The organism is Arenicella sp. 4NH20-0111 (assembly GCF_040366405.1).
Taxonomy (GTDB): domain Bacteria; phylum Pseudomonadota; class Gammaproteobacteria; order Arenicellales; family Arenicellaceae; genus Arenicella.
Window position 1 is genome coordinate 251,789 of record NZ_BAABWF010000005.1, and the last position, 16,040, is coordinate 267,828.

Sequence of the window (16,040 nt, forward strand, 5' to 3'; positions counted from 1 at the left end):
CTGGGATTCCGACTAAAAAACCAACCTACTGATTTTCACAATGACCGAATCACTTGAAGGAAATCTTCAGATTATTCTGGAGCAAGCCAAAGGCGCGATCGACGCAGCCCAAAAGCCCTCAGACCTAGAAGGTATGCGTGTGCAATACCTTGGAAAAAAGGGTGAGCTAACTGCTCAGCTAAAACAAATTGGCAGCCTGCCTCACGAAGAGCGTCCGAAGTTCGGCGACAAGGTGAATCAAGTAAAACAGCAGGTTGCAGAATTAATTAACCTTAAAAAGGCCACGTTAGACGCAGCTGAACTGGCGTCTGCCATTGCGGCTGAAAAAATTGATGTCACGCTTCCTGGGCGCGGCATTGGTTCAGGCGGGATCCACCCTGTTACTCGCACGATGCAACGTATTGAAGATATCTTCATTGCGATGGGCTTTGGCGTAGCAACTGGGCCAGAGATTGAAGACGACTTTCATAACTTCGAGGCGTTGAACATACCACCAGAACACCCTGCAAGAGCAATGCATGATACGTTTTACGTGAAAACTGAGGATGGTATCGAAGAGAGCCATTTACTGAGAACACATACGTCTCCGGTGCAGGCACGATACATGCTTAATGAGAACCCGCCGATAAATATCATTGCTCCAGGCAGGGTCTATCGCTGTGATTCGGACGTTACACACACTCCGATGTTTCACCAAGTAGAGGGTCTGATGGTGGATGAAGGGATCTCTTTTGCGGATTTGAAAGGCGTTCTAACGCACTTTCTACGACAGTTCTTTGAAACTGATCTGCAAATCAGATTGAGACCTTCTTACTTTCCTTTTACGGAGCCTTCGGCTGAAGTTGATATTTCATGCGTTTTTTGTGCTGACGATCAAGGTCATGCGCAGGGCTGTCGTATTTGTAAACACACGGGTTGGATCGAGGTCCTTGGTAGTGGAATGGTGCATCCAGAAGTGTTTAGAAAGGTGGGCATAGATTCAGAAAAGTACACTGGCTTTGCGTTCGGTCTGGGCGTTGAGCGTTTGACCATGTTGCGTTACGGCGTTGATGACTTAAGACTATTTTTCGATAATGACTTAACATTTTTGGAGCAGTTCAAATGATTATTAGCGAGCAATGGCTTCGTGACTGGGTGCGAGTGGATTTAGATTCTCAAGGCATTTCCGATTGCCTAACAAACGCAGGGCTCGAAGTCGACGGCGTTGAAGCCGTAGGAAAACCAATCGAAAACTTGGTTGTTGGCAAGGTCTTGGAGGTGGAAAAGCATCCAGACGCAGACCGTCTAAACGTGACCAAGGTGGACATTGGGTCTGACGTATTGGATATAGTTTGTGGTGCGTCAAACGTACGAGTGGGCTTGATGGCGGCTGTTGCCACTGTGGGAGCGAAGTTGCCGAATGGCCTTAAAATCAAGAAGGCTAAAGTGCGCGGTGTGCCATCAGTGGGTATGTTGTGTTCTGCGTCTGAGCTAGGGTTAGAAGAGGAATCTGCGGGGTTGATAGAACTCGATCAAGATGCTGAAATTGGCCAGCGTGTTGATGATTATCTCCAGCTTAATGATTGTCTCATCGATATCGACCTGACCCCGAATAGAGGTGATTGTTTGAGTGTTCAAGGTATAGCCAGAGAACTAAAGGTTCTTGCTAGTGGTGACTACCAGCCTCTTGATGTTTCAGCCGTTGAGCCTTTGCTTGCCGATACTGTTAGCGTTGATTTACAAGCACCAGAGCATTGTCCTCGTTATTTATCTCGTGTTTTAAAAGATATCGATCCGTCGGCAAAGACTCCACTATGGATGCAGGAAAGGCTTCGTCGGAGTTCGGTTAGGCCCATCAGTCCTGTCGTTGATGTCACTAATTATGTGATGCTAGAACTCGGTCAGCCCATGCACGCTTTTGACTTAGAAAAGTTGAGTGAAGGCATAGTCGTTCGGCTTTCGAGCGAGGGCGAGAAAATCAAGCTGCTCGATGATTCAGAAGCCACATTGGATGGAGAAACGCTTGTCATTGCTGATCAGCGTGGCCCTATTGCTATTGCAGGCGTGATGGGCGGTGCTGACAGCGCTATTGGCGACGAAACTCGAAGTATTGTCCTTGAGGCTGCGCACTTCACTCGATCATCAGCAAGCGGAAAAGCACGCCGATATGGCCTTCACACTGAAAGCTCGCATCGTTTTGAGCGTGGAGTGGATCCTCAATTACCGACTATTGCAATCGAGCGAGCCACCGAGTTATTACTAGAAATATGCGGAGGTAGCGCCGGTCCAGTTCATGAGAAAAGTAATGAAAAGGGGTTGCAAACTAAGCCCGCTGTGACCATCAGGCTCGACCGATTGATTAGTTTGCTTGGAATGGAGCTAGAAGCCTCTGAAGTAGGAAGTATTTTAGAGCGTATTGCCGAGTCTGTGCAGCCTGAGGGCGAGAGTTGGATTGTCACTCCACCGAGCTATCGTTTTGATATAGAGCGTGAAGCGGATTTGGTGGAAGAGGTTGCGCGAGTCAAAGGTTACGATAATATTCCAACAGCGATGCCGCGAATTGCCCCTCGTTCGGTATCGGCCTCCGAGGCAGCCATCGGCCCTAGGCAAGTTCGTGGTGCTTTTGTGGCTCGAGATTTTCGAGAAGCGATCACCTATAGTTTTATTGATCGTGAACTTCAATCCCTATTCAGTGAGGAAGCGCCAGTTGAATTAGCCAACCCGCTTGCCGACAATATGTCTGTCATGCGAACCAGCCTGCTGCCTGGTCTAGTAAGTGCTTTGCAGTTTAATTTCAATCGTCAACATTCCAGAATTCGTTTGTTTGAGCTGGGTGCGACGTATCATAAGTCAGATAATGGGTTCGTGGAGCAACAAAAGATTGCTGGGGTGGTGACAGGCGCGCGAGTGCCTTCTCAATGGGGAATGGACGGCTCCGACAAGGTTGATTTTTACGACTTAAAGGCCGATGTAAGCGCCGTTCTGGCCTTGACCGGTCAAGAAAATCTCATTACATTTAGTGAGTTGGAGCACATTGCGATGCATCCTGGGCAAGTGGCTTCTATTTCTAAACGGGTAGAGGGTGGTCAGGCTCAAGTGCTTGGGCACATAGGTAGATTACACCCAAATCTTGAGAAGCATTTTGGGGTCGGGCAAGTATTCACTTTCGAACTTGATCTTGATTTGTCGTTAAGCGCTGAGTTGCCGTCTTTTACGCCTGTATCTCGGTTTCCGAGCGTTAAGCGAGACCTTTCTGTCTTGGTTGATGAGAATACTCGGGTTTCCGAACTTTTGGCCTGTATTCAAAAAGGAGTTGGTAAGCATCTTGTTAAGGTAGAGTTGTTTGATGTCTATCAAGGTAAAGGGGTGCCGGAAAGTCAAAAAAGTGTATCGCTGAGCCTGCTTCTTCAAAATCGTGAAGCCACGATGACTGATGAAGAGTCTGAAGGTTTGATGGGGGTCGCTCTGAATCAATTGGAAACAGAGTTTGACGCAAAGTTAAGAAGTTAGTATTCAACTGAGCCGCGAAATCGATTTTGCGGCAAGTTACTAATTTCCAATAATGAGCGCACGCTCAAAATGAGGAATGATTTGATGGCAGTAACTAAAGCAGAATTGGCTGTGTCACTACATGATGAGTTGGGTCTTAATAAAAGGGAATCCAAGGAATTTGTTGAACAGTTCTTTGAAACCGTAAAACAAGCTTTGGAAGAGGGCAGTTCGGTTAAGTTGTCTGGGTTTGGTAATTTTGGGCTAAGAGACAAGCCTGCTAGGCCAGGAAGAAATCCAAAAACGGGTGAGGAGATACCTATTTCAGCTCGTCGAGTTGTCACGTTTAAGGCAAGTCAGAAGCTAAAAGAGGCGATAGATGCCAACTCCGGTGCATTAAAGCAGGTATTCAGCTAGTAGGATTGAGTGGATTTTGGGGGTCAGAGAGGTAAGCTAAGTTATTGGTTTGCTTTGTGTTTGCTGACCCTAAACTTTAAGTAAAGTTACCAAGTTTATATTTTTGAATGGTATTTTCTCGGTAATTATTGTGTCATATTGGAATAACGATGCATTTTTCACTGTACCTACAGGCCGACAAACGTTAAACTCTGGTGCATTCTAATTATAACTTCTAACCATTGCCTGAGACATGCTTGACCAAGGAGATAACGCAACTCTACCGCCAATACCGAGCAAACGGTATTTCACGATTGGAGAAGTCAGCGATCTGTGTCTAGTAAAACCTCATGTTCTGCGCTACTGGGAACAGGAATTTTCCCAACTGAATCCGGTTAAACGTCGCGGAAATCGACGATATTATCAAAGGCACGAGGTGCAGTTGATTCGCCGAATAAGAAGCTTGTTGTACATTGAGGGCTTTACAATCAGTGGCGCTAAGAATCAAATTGAAATGGAGTCAGGGAATCAGTCTGTACCGACTACTCAAGTTAAGAGAAAGGTGGTGACAGAGCTGATTGCAGAAATCGACGAAGTTGTTGCTATTTTGTCAGAGTAGTTTCCCAAGAATCGGCGAGCCTCAGTGGGGCTAGTTGAATCCAATACGTTTTCTCACAACACATCAAGTAGAGCATGATAAGGCACTCAGTGCCTGTATAGCTCATGTTGTTTACCCCTAATCAATTTCTTGTCGTGCTGGTTAGGCGATAAGCTGTTTCAGATGCTCTACGATGAGTCGCTCGCTGATTCATTGTGAGAAAATTAGTGTTAATAAATCCTTTTTACGAGAGCCGAAATCGTATATATTCCCACCCTGAGTTTTCGGGGTGTAGCGCAGTCTGGTAGCGCACCGTGCTGGGGGCGCGGTGGTCGTAGGTTCGAATCCTATCACCCCGACCACTCAACTATTTTTATATAGAAAAATAGTCCCTCTCTTAATGGCTAAGCTAGGTATTGCTTAGACCTCATTAATTCGAAGCAAAGACTCACAGTTGCTCTGTGTGTACAACTGTCGTATCTTATTTAGGCAGTTTTTAGTGCACGCTTTTCTAATTAATCTCATGTGCTTTTCTTGATACTTTTGGGCTGCTCGATTTCTACGCAACCTATAAAATTAACGACTATTGGAGTGTCGATTGGAGTTCTTCTTTTGGGGTTGCCGGTGAGGCGAATGCCAATTCTCATGCATTGACCGTCGGGTTGGCATTCTAAAGTCCAATTTAGGCATCAATTCTTCTCTCCATTGATGTGGTTTTTCGATACAATCACTGCAAATTAGAATAATCCAGCGATAGGGCGTTTTTGTTGTGCATATTTTATTGGCTAATGATGACGGCTATGACGCACCCGGTCTCGCTATTTTGGCTGAGGCGCTGCAAGCTCAACATCATAAAATAACGACAGTTGCTCCACGCGAAAATAAAAGCGGTTGTGGAATGGGGCTTTCTTTACGTCGCTCTGTAGACGTTGAGCAAACATCCCCTCGGAACTTTGTAGTAGACGGAACTCCCGCCGACTGTATTTACATTGGCCTAAACAACCTGATAGATGAGCCGGTTGATTTGGTAATCAGTGGTATTAATAATGGGCCTAATTTGGCCAACGACATTTTGTATTCAGGGACTTTTGCGGCGGCTATGGAAGCGCGATATTTGCCGATACCGGCCATCGCGATGTCTATTACCGAGCGAAATGTAAAGCATTATGAGACGGCGGCTAGACTTGCTGTGGATCTTAGTAATTCAATTTCACAGCTGGCATTCAAATCGTTAATTGCCGTATTGAACGTGAATCTCCCTGATGTGCCAATGATGGATTTGCGTGGATATAAAGCTACGTTAATGGGGGATCGGCATGAGCCTCTGGCGCCGATTAGAAAAAGTGGGGATTTGAAAAAAGGAACCTACATTGCAGGGCCCGCTGGGGATTTTGTGCGTCGCAAGCGAAATAAAATGCAGGATTTTGAGGCGGTGGACCAAGGCTACGCTTCGATTACTCCATTCAGCACTCGATTTGAAGACAGCGCATACGTTGATGACGTTCAAAAGTGGTTGGATAATCTTTAAATAATGAATCAGGTAACATTGCAATCGGCAGGCATTGGCATGACCTCGGAGCGTACTCGCCGCCGCCTTATCGAGCAGGTGCGCGAAATGGGCGTGACGGATCAACGTGTACTCGACATAATGTTAGAGTTACCAAGGCACGTTTTTATCGATGAAGCGTTGGCCAACCGCGCCTACGATAATATTTCGTTGCCGATCGGGTTTGGGCAAACAATATCTCAGCCGTACACTGTTGGATTGATGACTCAGACTTTATTTAATAAACCGCGCGCTAAGGTGCTGGAGATCGGTACAGGATGTGGGTATCAGACCGCCGTACTTGCGCCTCTGTGTGAAGAAGTTATCAGCGTGGAGCGAATCTTAAAGCTGCATCGGCGTGCCAGAGATCTGTTGTATGATTTGAGAATTCGTAATATCAGGTTTCGCCATGGAGACGGATTCATTGGTATGCGAGAGCATGCACCTTTCGATGGCATATTGGCCGCGGCCGTTTCGGAGAATGTCCCTGAGGATCTGCTTGACCAGTTAGCTGAAAATGGAAGAATTGTGATGCCTGTTGGGCGCGCTGCGCACCAAGTGTTAATCGTTGTGGATAAAACCAGTACGGGTTTTACACAACATGAAGTTGAAGCCGTACGCTTTGTGCCTAGAATTGCCGGTTTAGGTTAGACGATGATGGGGTCTGATTAGTGAAACTCTTTGAACCAATTTATACAGCGATCCTGACATGGGCAAGGCATCCGAAAGCGGAGCGGTATCTCGCCGGTGTGAGTTTCGCTGAGTCGTCATTTTTCCCCATACCGGTGGACGTAATGCTCGCTCCCATGGTTCTTTCTGATAAAGAGCGAGCTTGGAGGTTGGCCACAATAACAACGATAATGTCCGTGTTAGGCGGTATCTTCGGGTACGTGATTGGCGCGTATTTTTTCGATTCCTACGGAACTCAATTATTGGACCTTCTTCATGGGCATGAAAAATTTGCCGAGATTAAGCGTTTGTTTTTGGAGCACGGAACACTGATTATCTTAGTGGCGGGTTTTACCCCGTTACCCTATAAGGTTTTTACCATTGCCTCCGGAGTAATGGGTATTGCTTTTTTACCGTTTGTTTTGTTATCAGTGGTCGCACGAGGCGCACGGTTTTTCCTCGTTGCTGGGCTGATACGCTTAGGCGGTGATCAACTTGAAGAGACCATTCATAAAAAGATCGAAATCATCGGTTGGGCCACGTTAGTATTGGTTTTCATTGGTGTTTTTGTTTATTTGCAACTCAAATAGCGGTTTAGTGGTGTTCAGAACGAAGCCCGTCTTTTTTTTCATAATAGTGATGCTTTTAGCCGCGTGCGCACCCAGACAAGCCGCGGTCATTGAAGAGCGAAATGTGCTGACGGAGCGTCAGCAGGACGAGGGTATCGGTGGGCAATTTATTAGAATTGTGCAGCCAGGAGATACGCTCTACTCAATTGCATTTCTAACTGGGCTGGATGTTAATCGCATCGCCGCATGGAACGGAATCGCCGATACGAGCAAGTTGATCTCGGGGCAACGCATACGATTGACTCAACCAATCGGATTTACGTATAAAAGAAAGACCGCGCCTGTGATGAGTTCGAAGACTAAGAAGCGTCAATCAGCACCTTCAAAACGTATCACCTCCAAGGAAAAGAGCACTCAACAACCAAGGGGCAGCACCGCATCGGGTGCAAACAAGCCTAACCGCAGTAATTCTATTCCCCGAGCGGTCCGTACGTCCGGATCTGGTTCAAGCTCAGTTGTGTGGTTGTGGCCATTGCGCGGAACCATAGTCAATCGCTTTAAGCCGAGTGGCGGAGTCAAGGGTATTAATATTCAAGGCCAACGAGGTCAAGGAATCAAAGCGTCAGCAGATGGAGAAGTTGTTTACGCGGGAAATAGCTTAAAGGGATATGGGCATTTAGTGATTCTTAAGCATTCAGACGTTTATTGGAGTGCTTATGCCAATAATGAGAAGATTCTGATCGCTGAAGGGCAACAGGTTAAGCAAGGACAGCTAATCGCAAATTTAGGCCGCAACAATTCAGGCAAAGCTGTGGCGCAGTTTCAGATCAGAAAGAACGGCACTCCAGTGGATCCAATGCAATATTTGAAGTGATTTTTCATCAGTGCATTTGAATAGTTAGGCTTCTGTCAGTAAACTGAGTCCATGGTCACATTGGGAGCGCACTGTTGCGCTGGTCATCCCTAGGGACATGGTCGGTCGCGATAATAAGGGTAACGATCACCCCGAGTCATTGAATGAGGGTGTAGAGGGAGCTTTTGCGCCAAAAGAATCATCATTGATCAAGAGCGATCGTTCGAGGGACGCAGCCTTTGTTAGGTTTAGTCCTAGCCTGGATTCAGAAACCCTTTACCTGAGAGAAATTCGATCTGCGCCTCTACTCAGTGCGTCAGAAGAACGAGAGCTGGCGAGAGTGGTCAAAATGGGCGACCCCAAGGCCCGTGAGCGGATGATCGTCTCGAATTTACGTCTCGTGGTTAAAATCGCGAAAAAATATCATTCTTCTAGCATGTCATTATTGGACTTAGTTGAAGAAGGTAATATTGGGCTTATGAATGCAGTTGGCAAATTTGACCCTGAAAGAGGGTATCGTTTTTCGACCTACGCGAGCTGGTGGATACGGCATGAAATAGAGCGCGCGCTAATGAATAAAGAGAGCACTGTGCGCGTACCCATTCATGTTCTGCGTGAGGTGAGCAAGTATAAAAAGATGAGCACTGAATTGATCAAAACACTCCAACACTCACCAACGTTGGAAGAGGAGTCAGATAATATTGGCTTGTCTATAGAACAAATTTCCAATTATAAGAAACTAACCCGTAAGACAAAGTCGGTGCATACCACGATTGTCGGTACGGGTTCACGCCTGACGCTATTGGATGCCATCGCGGACAAGATGGCTGAAAACCCGGAAGCCCAAGTTCAGGCTCATGAGGTTGAGGGCAATTTACTTGAATGGTTGAAGTTCCTAGATCCTCAACAAAAGGAAATTATCGAGCGGCGATACGGTCTATCCGAAAAAGGAGGCTTGGTTGAGCCACAGACATTGGATGAGGTAGCAAAAGAGGTCGGTCTAACTCGAGAAAGAGTTCGCCAAATACAATTGCGATCGCTGGTCAGATTGAAAAGTATTCTCGAAAAAAGCGGTCTATCGTGGGACGATGTATCTGACCTTTAATGAATTTCTTCTGATTATTGAATTAGAGCAGAACAAATAGCTTACTAAAGTCGAATTTACGGTTAATTCATAAAGTTTTTAGGGACTTTGCTATATTGGCTAGTTACAATACACCAACCTTTAATTTTCTTCCCTGGCCTGAGAGTCTTTCGGCCGGCACTGCTCATGGCTTTGGATGATTTTCCGCGCATTAAGCGGCTCCCTCATTACGTGTTTAATATTGTTGGCGACCTTAAGGCAGCTGCACGAGCACGTGGAGAAGATATTATTGATTTTGGAATGGGTAATCCCGATCAGCCTACTCCGCAACCGATTGTGGATAAGCTGTGTGAGGCCTCTCAGCGAGGTAACACACATCGTTATTCGGTGTCGCGGGGCATCCCACGATTGCGAAAGGCGATTTGCAATTGGTATGGCGAACGTTACGATGTTGATATTTGTCCAGAAAAAGAGGCAATCGTAACCATCGGTTCGAAAGAGGGTTTGGCTCATCTAGCGATGGCGACCATGGACAAAGGCGATTCGGTATTGGTCCCGAACCCTGCTTACCCGATCCATCCTTATGGTTTTATCATTGCTGGCGCAGATATCCGGCACGTCCCAATTGGGCCTGGAATCGACTTTTTTCACGAACTGGAAACAGCACTCAAAAACATGTTCCCTAAGCCCAAAATGTTGGTGCTTAACTTTCCGAGCAACCCAACCGCTCAATGCGTTGAGCTTGAATTCTTTGAGCGTATCATTGAAATGGCCATTGAGCATCAGTTTTGGGTGGTTCAAGATTTGGCCTACGCCGATATAGTTTTTGATGGCTATAAAGCCCCTAGTATCATGCAGGTTCCTGGTGCTAAAGAAATAGCGGTAGAGTCTTTTAGCCTATCTAAGAGTTATAATATGCCTGGCTGGCGAGTCGGATTTATGGTCGGAAACCCTAAGCTGATTGCGGCTCTTGGAAGAATGAAATCGTATTTAGATTATGGGATGTTCGCGCCGATTCAAATCGCTTCTATCTATGCCTTGGAGGCTCCAGAAGCAAAAACATGGATTGCAGAAATCCGCGATCGTTATCAAAGCCGACGTGACGTATTATGTGATGGTTTGACTGCGGCTGGCTGGCCAGTTGAGAAGCCAAAAGCAACCATGTTTGTCTGGGCTAAGATTCCCGAACCCTTTACAGAGTTGGGATCGATGGAGTTCAGCAAGTTGCTGCTCAAAGAAGCAAAGGTGGCTGTTTCACCTGGAGTCGGGTTTGGAGAATACGGAGACGACTACGTTCGCTTCGGCCTTATTGAAAACGAACAGAGAACTCGACAAGCTATCCGGAATATCAAATCTCTGTTACTCCACCCGGAACGAATAAAACTATAGCCCCCAAAAATGTTGTGTTTATCAACTAGTATGTGTGGCCAATAACAAGTAATTATCATGCAATCAATAAATGTAGGCATTTTAGGGCTGGGCACCGTGGGTGGTGGCACAGCCGAGGTTTTAAGACGTAACGCTGACGTAATCACTCGGCGGTGTGCGCGACAAGTTCAAGTTACCATGGCTTCGGTCCGCGATGCGAGCAAATCAAGGTCTTGTGATTGTGACGGTGTCACGTTGACTGAAGATCCGTATTCAATTGTGAACTCCGATGAGATTGATATTGTCGTAGAGCTGATAGGCGGTGAAACGCTAGCCAAAGAATTGGTGCTTATGGCAATAGCTAATGGTAAGCATGTGGTCACAGCGAACAAAGCGTTAATTGCGGTTCACGGAAATGAGATATTCGCTGCGGCAGATGCTAAGGGAGTGAGTGTCTCCTATGAAGCGGCCGTCGCAGGTGGCATCAGTATCATTAAGAATCTTCGAGAAGGCTTTGCAGGAAATCAAATCCAATCGATTGCTGGGATCATCAATGGTACTGGGAATTTTATTCTGACTGAAATGCGTGATAAGGGTCGAACGTTTGAAGATGTATTGGCCGAGGCTCAGGAGTTAGGCTACGCGGAAGCTGACCCAACGTTTGATGTGGAAGGAATTGATGCGGCGCATAAATTGGCGATTTTGGCGGCTATTTCTTTCGGAACGCCGTTACAGTTCGATGATGTTTATACCGAAGGTATTTCAAAACTCGACTTAGTGGATGTCGATTATGCACAGGAGCTTGGGTATCGAATTAAGCATCTGGGCATAGCTAAGAAAACGGACTCCGGCCTTGAGCTTAGAGTTCATCCGACGCTCATCCCCAAAAAACGACTATTAGCAAACGTGAATGGCGTCATGAATGCAATTTTGGTCAAGGGCGATGCCGTTGGTAATACTCTTCACTATGGAGCCGGTGCTGGCGCTGAGCCTACGGCGTCTGCGGTTGTGGCCGATATCATAGATGTGGCGCGAACTTGTAATGCAAGTTCAGAGTTCAAAGTGCCAGCACTCGGGTTTCAACCAGAATCTATAAAGTCGATTGCAACCAAAGCGCCTTCGGAATTTGAGTGTGCCTACTATTTGCGATTTATTGTCAGCGACGTTGCTGGGGTTATGTCGAAGTTGAGTGCTGAGTTCGCTGAGCAAGACATCAGTATTGAAGGCATTACGCAGAAAGAGCCTGAAAAAGGGCAGAACACGGTGTCGGTGATCTTCATTACACAGAAGACCGTTGAAGGTGCTCTTGATAGAGCGGTTAGCAAGGTTGAAAGCTTAGATCTTGTGCACGGGTCTGCCGTCAAGTTACGAGTGGAACATCTCGATTAAGTTATTTAAATAATTCACTACCACGTCAGTCATAAAATACGATGAAATTTATTAGCACACGAGGCGATGCGCCGAGTCTGAATTTTGAAGAGGTTGTTCTTGCTGGATTGGCCGCTGACGGTGGTCTATATGTGCCCGAAACGTTGCCCAAATTTTCCAAAGATGAAATAGCTTCTTGGTCTGGATTAAGCTATCAAGAGTTAGCGTTTAATATCATCAGTCCGTTTGTTGATGGGGAAATAGCGGACGCGGATTTAAAGACAATTATTGCGAAGGCGTATCAGACCTTTCGTCATGGCGCCATTGCCCCGCTGGTGCAAACGGGCCGAAATGAGTGGGTGTTGGAACTTTTTCAAGGACCAACTCTGGCGTTTAAAGATTTTGCGTTACAGTTCTTAGGCCACCTTCTAGACTACATTCTTGATAAACGCCAGCAAAAGGTCGCCGTCTTGGGCGCGACCTCGGGCGATACAGGGTCAGCCGCAATTGAGGGCTGTAGGCGATGTGAGAATATCGACATATTTATTTTACACCCGCATAACCGTGTTTCAGAGGTGCAAAGAAGACAAATGACCACGGTCTTAGCTGACAATGTGGTTAATGTTGCCTTAGAGGGTAATTTCGATGATTGTCAAAATATGGTTAAAGCCAGTTTTCGTGATCAGTCGTTTTTACCTGAAGGGCGACAACTGGTTGCGGTAAACTCAATAAACTGGGCTAGGATCATGGCTCAAATTGTGTACTATTTCTATTCCGCACTGTCACTGGGAGGGCCGCATAAAAAGGTGTCTTTTTCAGTACCCACCGGCAATTTTGGAGATATTTACGCGGGTTACTTAGCGATGCAAATGGGGTTGCCTATTGAACAGCTGATAATCGCTACGAACCAGAACGATATTTTACATCGTTGTATTAGTGACAATGACCACAGTAGAAAATCCCTCTCTCAGTCGTTAGCGCCAAGCATGGACATCATGGTGTCAAGTAACTTTGAGCGACTTTTGTTTGATCTTTATGGCCGCGATGGGACCGAAATTAAGCGGCTGATGAATGAGTTTGAATCGGGTGCGATGGTTCTAAGTGATCAAGCGTTGACTGATGCTCGAAAAGTTTTTTCCAGTTACCGTCTGGATGACCAGGGCATGCTCTCGACTATCCAACAGGTCTTTGAAAGTACTGGGTATGTATTAGACCCACACACCGCTATTGGTGTTGCGGCGGCTCGAGAAAATCGGAAGAATGATTCTACGCCTCTTGTGTGTTTGGCGACGGCTCATCCTGCTAAATTTCCAGAAGCGGTAATGAAAGCCGAGGGGTTGCTTGAGCCTGATCTGCCTGTGCATATGCAGGATCTTTTTAGTCGAGAAGAGCGTTGTGTTACGTTGTCGAATGACCTAACGGCGGTTCACCAGTTTATTAATCAGCGTCTTTCATAGTGCTAACTTTGGGTAGCCTGACTGCTCTCTGACGCTTTGTTTGGTGAAAATTGTTGGCGGGTCATGGATATATCATTAAAAACCCATTACCAATGGCGCGTCGAGTGCTGAACTCGTAGTATCACGACCGTATTTTAAGTATTATCGTGCGATTGAAAGTGGTGTTAAATACAGATTGTCTATTTTCAGTCTGTTTATTGGCGCTTTTTAGCCTTCCCGGCGAATTATCGGGCGATGGCTACGTAAAGAGAGTGAGATGAAAAAACAACAAATAAATACTCCATCACCCAAGCAGTTCAGTGATCATACAAATAATGAGCAGCTCCCTACATCTGCTCCCAAGCCGTCGCGCAGCCTTTTTGCCTTAGTGCAAAGAAAAGCAAGAAGAAACGGTGCAATGGTGCTGCTCATGGCATCCATGACCTCACTGTTTGGTATCAACTCAGTTAATGCTCAAACTGAGCGTGGCAATGCGACCGCCGAAAACCAAAATGAGGTTAAGCTGAACCTCCAAGACGTGGACATTCGAGTCCTCATCAACACCGTCGCAGAAGTCAGCGGTAAGAATTTCATCGTTGACCCTAGAGTGAAAGGTAAGGTGTCGGTTATTTCTGGCAAGTCGGTCAGCCCAGATGAACTGTACGATTACTTTTTGGCTATTTTAGAGGTACACAATTTTGCCACCGTGGGCAGCGGAAATGTGATCAAAGTATTGCCTTCCAATGTTATTAAGCAAAAACCAACGACGACCTTGTTTACCCCCACTGAGCAGGAGAACGATGAGCAAATAACGCAAATCATTCAATTGCAGCATGCGTCAGTGCAGGACTTGGTTGCAATTATAAGGCCGCTGATACCACCGACCAGTCATTTCGCTCCACATACGCCTTCCAATAGTGTGATTTTGACGGATACCGCCGCGAACATTCAGCGGGTCTTAAAAATAATTCGTCGAATCGACATTCCTGATAAACGGTCAAATACGCACGTGGTCTACCTTGAAAAGACCAAAGCCAGTGACATGTCCAACTCGCTGACTCAGTTGATCACCAGCTCCGCCGACCCTAAAGACGCTGCGACAGGTGCGAAGCTCAGTATTCAGCCGTTTGATGCAATTAATGCTCTAGTGATCAGCGCTACCGACGAGCAATTCGCACGAGTAAAAGCCTTAATAGATGAACTGGATGTTGAGCGAGATTTAGCGGGCGATGTTAACGTCATCACGCTTAAATACGCCAAAGCTGAAGACCTAGTGTCCATACTGAATGATGTTACTGCGAGTAACACACAGGGAGCGGCCACGGATTTTAACGTGCAAGCCGACGAAGCCTCAAATTCGTTAATAGTAAAAGCGTCTGGAGGACAATTAAAAACCGTTCAAAGCGTTGTCGAAAAGCTGGATAAAAGACGCGCGCAAGTGTTTGTTGAGACCATAATTGCGGAGGTCTCTTTGAATCAAGATGGGCGATTGGGCGTCACCTGGGATGCTGGGGTACCGGCGCCGGTAATCGGCACAGGTGATGACGCGGTGTCAGATAACAGACTAAATCGTGTAGGAAGCCGATCAGGGACAGGGCTCAGTGAGACTCTGTTTTCAAATTTAGCCACCACGGCTGGCTTTAATTACCGCTTGTTTGATTTTGGTCGCTATCAACTGGATGTGGTGTTAAACGCATTGCGCTCGGATACCAACAGTAACGTGCTGTCGACGCCAACGATTTTAACGTTGGATAATGAGGAAGCTGAGATTATTGTTGGACAGGAAGTGCCGTTCGTTACCGGTGTTTTTAATAATGGGCTGAATAACAATGGCACTGACGGAGGCACAGGTACGGGGTCGGCTGTGGGCTCAGGCTTTCAAACGATTGAGCGAAAGGACGTTGGTATCAAGCTTAAGATTAAGCCGCAAATTAATGAAGGAGATACCATCCAACTTGAAGTGTTTCAAGAGACTTCAAGCGTCGCAAACACCGTGGTTCAAGGGCAAGCCGACTTAATTACTAATCGTCGCTCTATTGAAGCGGTGGTGCAGGTAGACGATGGCCAAGTGGTGGCCTTAGGTGGGTTAATTACAGATGACGTTACCGATACTGAAGAGTGGGTGCCGTTCTTAGGCAAAATCCCGGTGATCGGGTACTTGTTTAGGAGCAAAAGTAAAAACGCCGTTAAGCGTAACTTGATGGTTTTCCTCAAGCCTAGAATTGTGAGAACTCCAAGTGACCTCGCTAAGTACAGTAAGAGTAAGTATAACGAAGTCCGTAGAGACGGCATTCTGTATGCCAATAAGACAGACGATGCTCTAGTGCTTCCGTCTGTCGAGGCCCCTGTTCTGGTAACGTATGAAGAAAGCTTGAACGAGGGACTGATTGGCACCGAGTCGAGAAAGCGTGGGTCTTTAAAGGGCGATCCCAAGAAAAGCACCCAACGAAAAGTGAAAGACATTATTTTTGGGCGAAAGCGATCGCTGCCAACCAACGATGTTTCAGAAGACACTCATCCTGAGGGCGAAGTGCCGGTCGGCTTTACCACCGACGGAGAATTGGATTCTCTTGAAGAAAAACGGGTTGAGAATATTTTAGAGCAAATTGAGCAAAAGGAACGTAAGGCCTCTGGGCCAGTCTTAGACGTGTCTAGCCAGAAAGACCGAGCGGGACAATAGCGATC

General features: G+C 46.5%; 13 protein-coding genes and 1 tRNA gene. All 14 read left to right on the forward strand.

Going from position 1 to position 16,040, the window contains the following annotated elements:
- Positions 1–40: 40 nt before the first annotated feature.
- Entirely contained in the window at positions 41–1,105 is a 1,065-nt protein-coding gene (gene pheS, locus ABWW54_RS12645; RefSeq protein WP_353412666.1) for a phenylalanine--tRNA ligase subunit alpha, read from the forward strand.
- Positions 1,102–3,489, forward strand: coding sequence for a phenylalanine--tRNA ligase subunit beta (gene pheT / locus ABWW54_RS12650; protein ID WP_353412667.1), 2,388 nt, complete (start codon positions 1,102–1,104; stop codon positions 3,487–3,489). The genes pheS and pheT overlap by 4 nt, the downstream gene beginning before the upstream one ends.
- Before the next feature lie 81 nt (positions 3,490–3,570).
- On the forward strand, positions 3,571–3,885 hold the full coding sequence (locus ABWW54_RS12655) for an integration host factor subunit alpha (RefSeq protein WP_353412668.1): 315 nt from the start codon (positions 3,571–3,573) through the stop codon (positions 3,883–3,885).
- A 232-nt stretch (positions 3,886–4,117) separates the two neighbouring features.
- On the forward strand, positions 4,118–4,483 hold the full coding sequence (locus ABWW54_RS12660) for a MerR family transcriptional regulator (RefSeq protein WP_353412669.1): 366 nt from the start codon (positions 4,118–4,120) through the stop codon (positions 4,481–4,483).
- Between the two features lie 264 nt (positions 4,484–4,747).
- Positions 4,748–4,824 (forward strand) — tRNA-Pro (locus ABWW54_RS12665).
- Positions 4,825–5,231: 407 nt separating this feature from the next.
- Entirely contained in the window at positions 5,232–5,990 is a 759-nt protein-coding gene (gene surE / locus ABWW54_RS12670) for a 5'/3'-nucleotidase SurE (protein WP_353412670.1), read from the forward strand.
- Positions 5,991–5,993: 3 nt separating this feature from the next.
- Positions 5,994–6,659 (forward strand): protein-L-isoaspartate(D-aspartate) O-methyltransferase, encoded by a 666-nt coding sequence (locus tag ABWW54_RS12675; protein ID WP_353412671.1) that lies wholly within the window; start codon positions 5,994–5,996, stop codon positions 6,657–6,659.
- 20 nt (positions 6,660–6,679) lie between these two features.
- Positions 6,680–7,267, forward strand: coding sequence for a YqaA family protein (locus ABWW54_RS12680; RefSeq protein WP_353412672.1), 588 nt, complete (start codon positions 6,680–6,682; stop codon positions 7,265–7,267).
- Positions 7,268–7,316: 49 nt separating this feature from the next.
- The gene (locus ABWW54_RS12685) at positions 7,317–8,120 is read left to right on the forward strand and encodes a peptidoglycan DD-metalloendopeptidase family protein (protein WP_353412673.1); all 804 of its coding nucleotides are present in this window, start codon (positions 7,317–7,319) and stop codon (positions 8,118–8,120) included.
- Between the two features lie 97 nt (positions 8,121–8,217).
- Complete coding sequence (locus ABWW54_RS12690; RefSeq protein WP_353412674.1) at positions 8,218–9,204, forward strand: sigma-70 family RNA polymerase sigma factor; 987 nt, start codon at positions 8,218–8,220, stop codon at positions 9,202–9,204.
- A gap of 165 nt (positions 9,205–9,369) precedes the next feature.
- Positions 9,370–10,572, forward strand: a complete 1,203-nt coding sequence (gene alaC, locus ABWW54_RS12695; RefSeq protein ID WP_353412675.1) for an alanine transaminase — start codon at positions 9,370–9,372, stop codon at positions 10,570–10,572.
- Positions 10,573–10,629: 57 nt separating this feature from the next.
- On the forward strand, positions 10,630–11,940 hold the full coding sequence (locus ABWW54_RS12700) for a homoserine dehydrogenase (protein WP_353412677.1): 1,311 nt from the start codon (positions 10,630–10,632) through the stop codon (positions 11,938–11,940).
- 41 nt (positions 11,941–11,981) lie between these two features.
- The gene (gene thrC / locus ABWW54_RS12705; protein WP_353412678.1) at positions 11,982–13,376 is read left to right on the forward strand and encodes a threonine synthase; all 1,395 of its coding nucleotides are present in this window, start codon (positions 11,982–11,984) and stop codon (positions 13,374–13,376) included.
- A gap of 256 nt (positions 13,377–13,632) precedes the next feature.
- On the forward strand, positions 13,633–16,035 hold the full coding sequence (locus ABWW54_RS12710) for a secretin GspD/PilQ domain-containing protein (protein ID WP_353412679.1): 2,403 nt from the start codon (positions 13,633–13,635) through the stop codon (positions 16,033–16,035).
- The last annotated feature ends 5 nt before the right edge of the window (positions 16,036–16,040 follow it).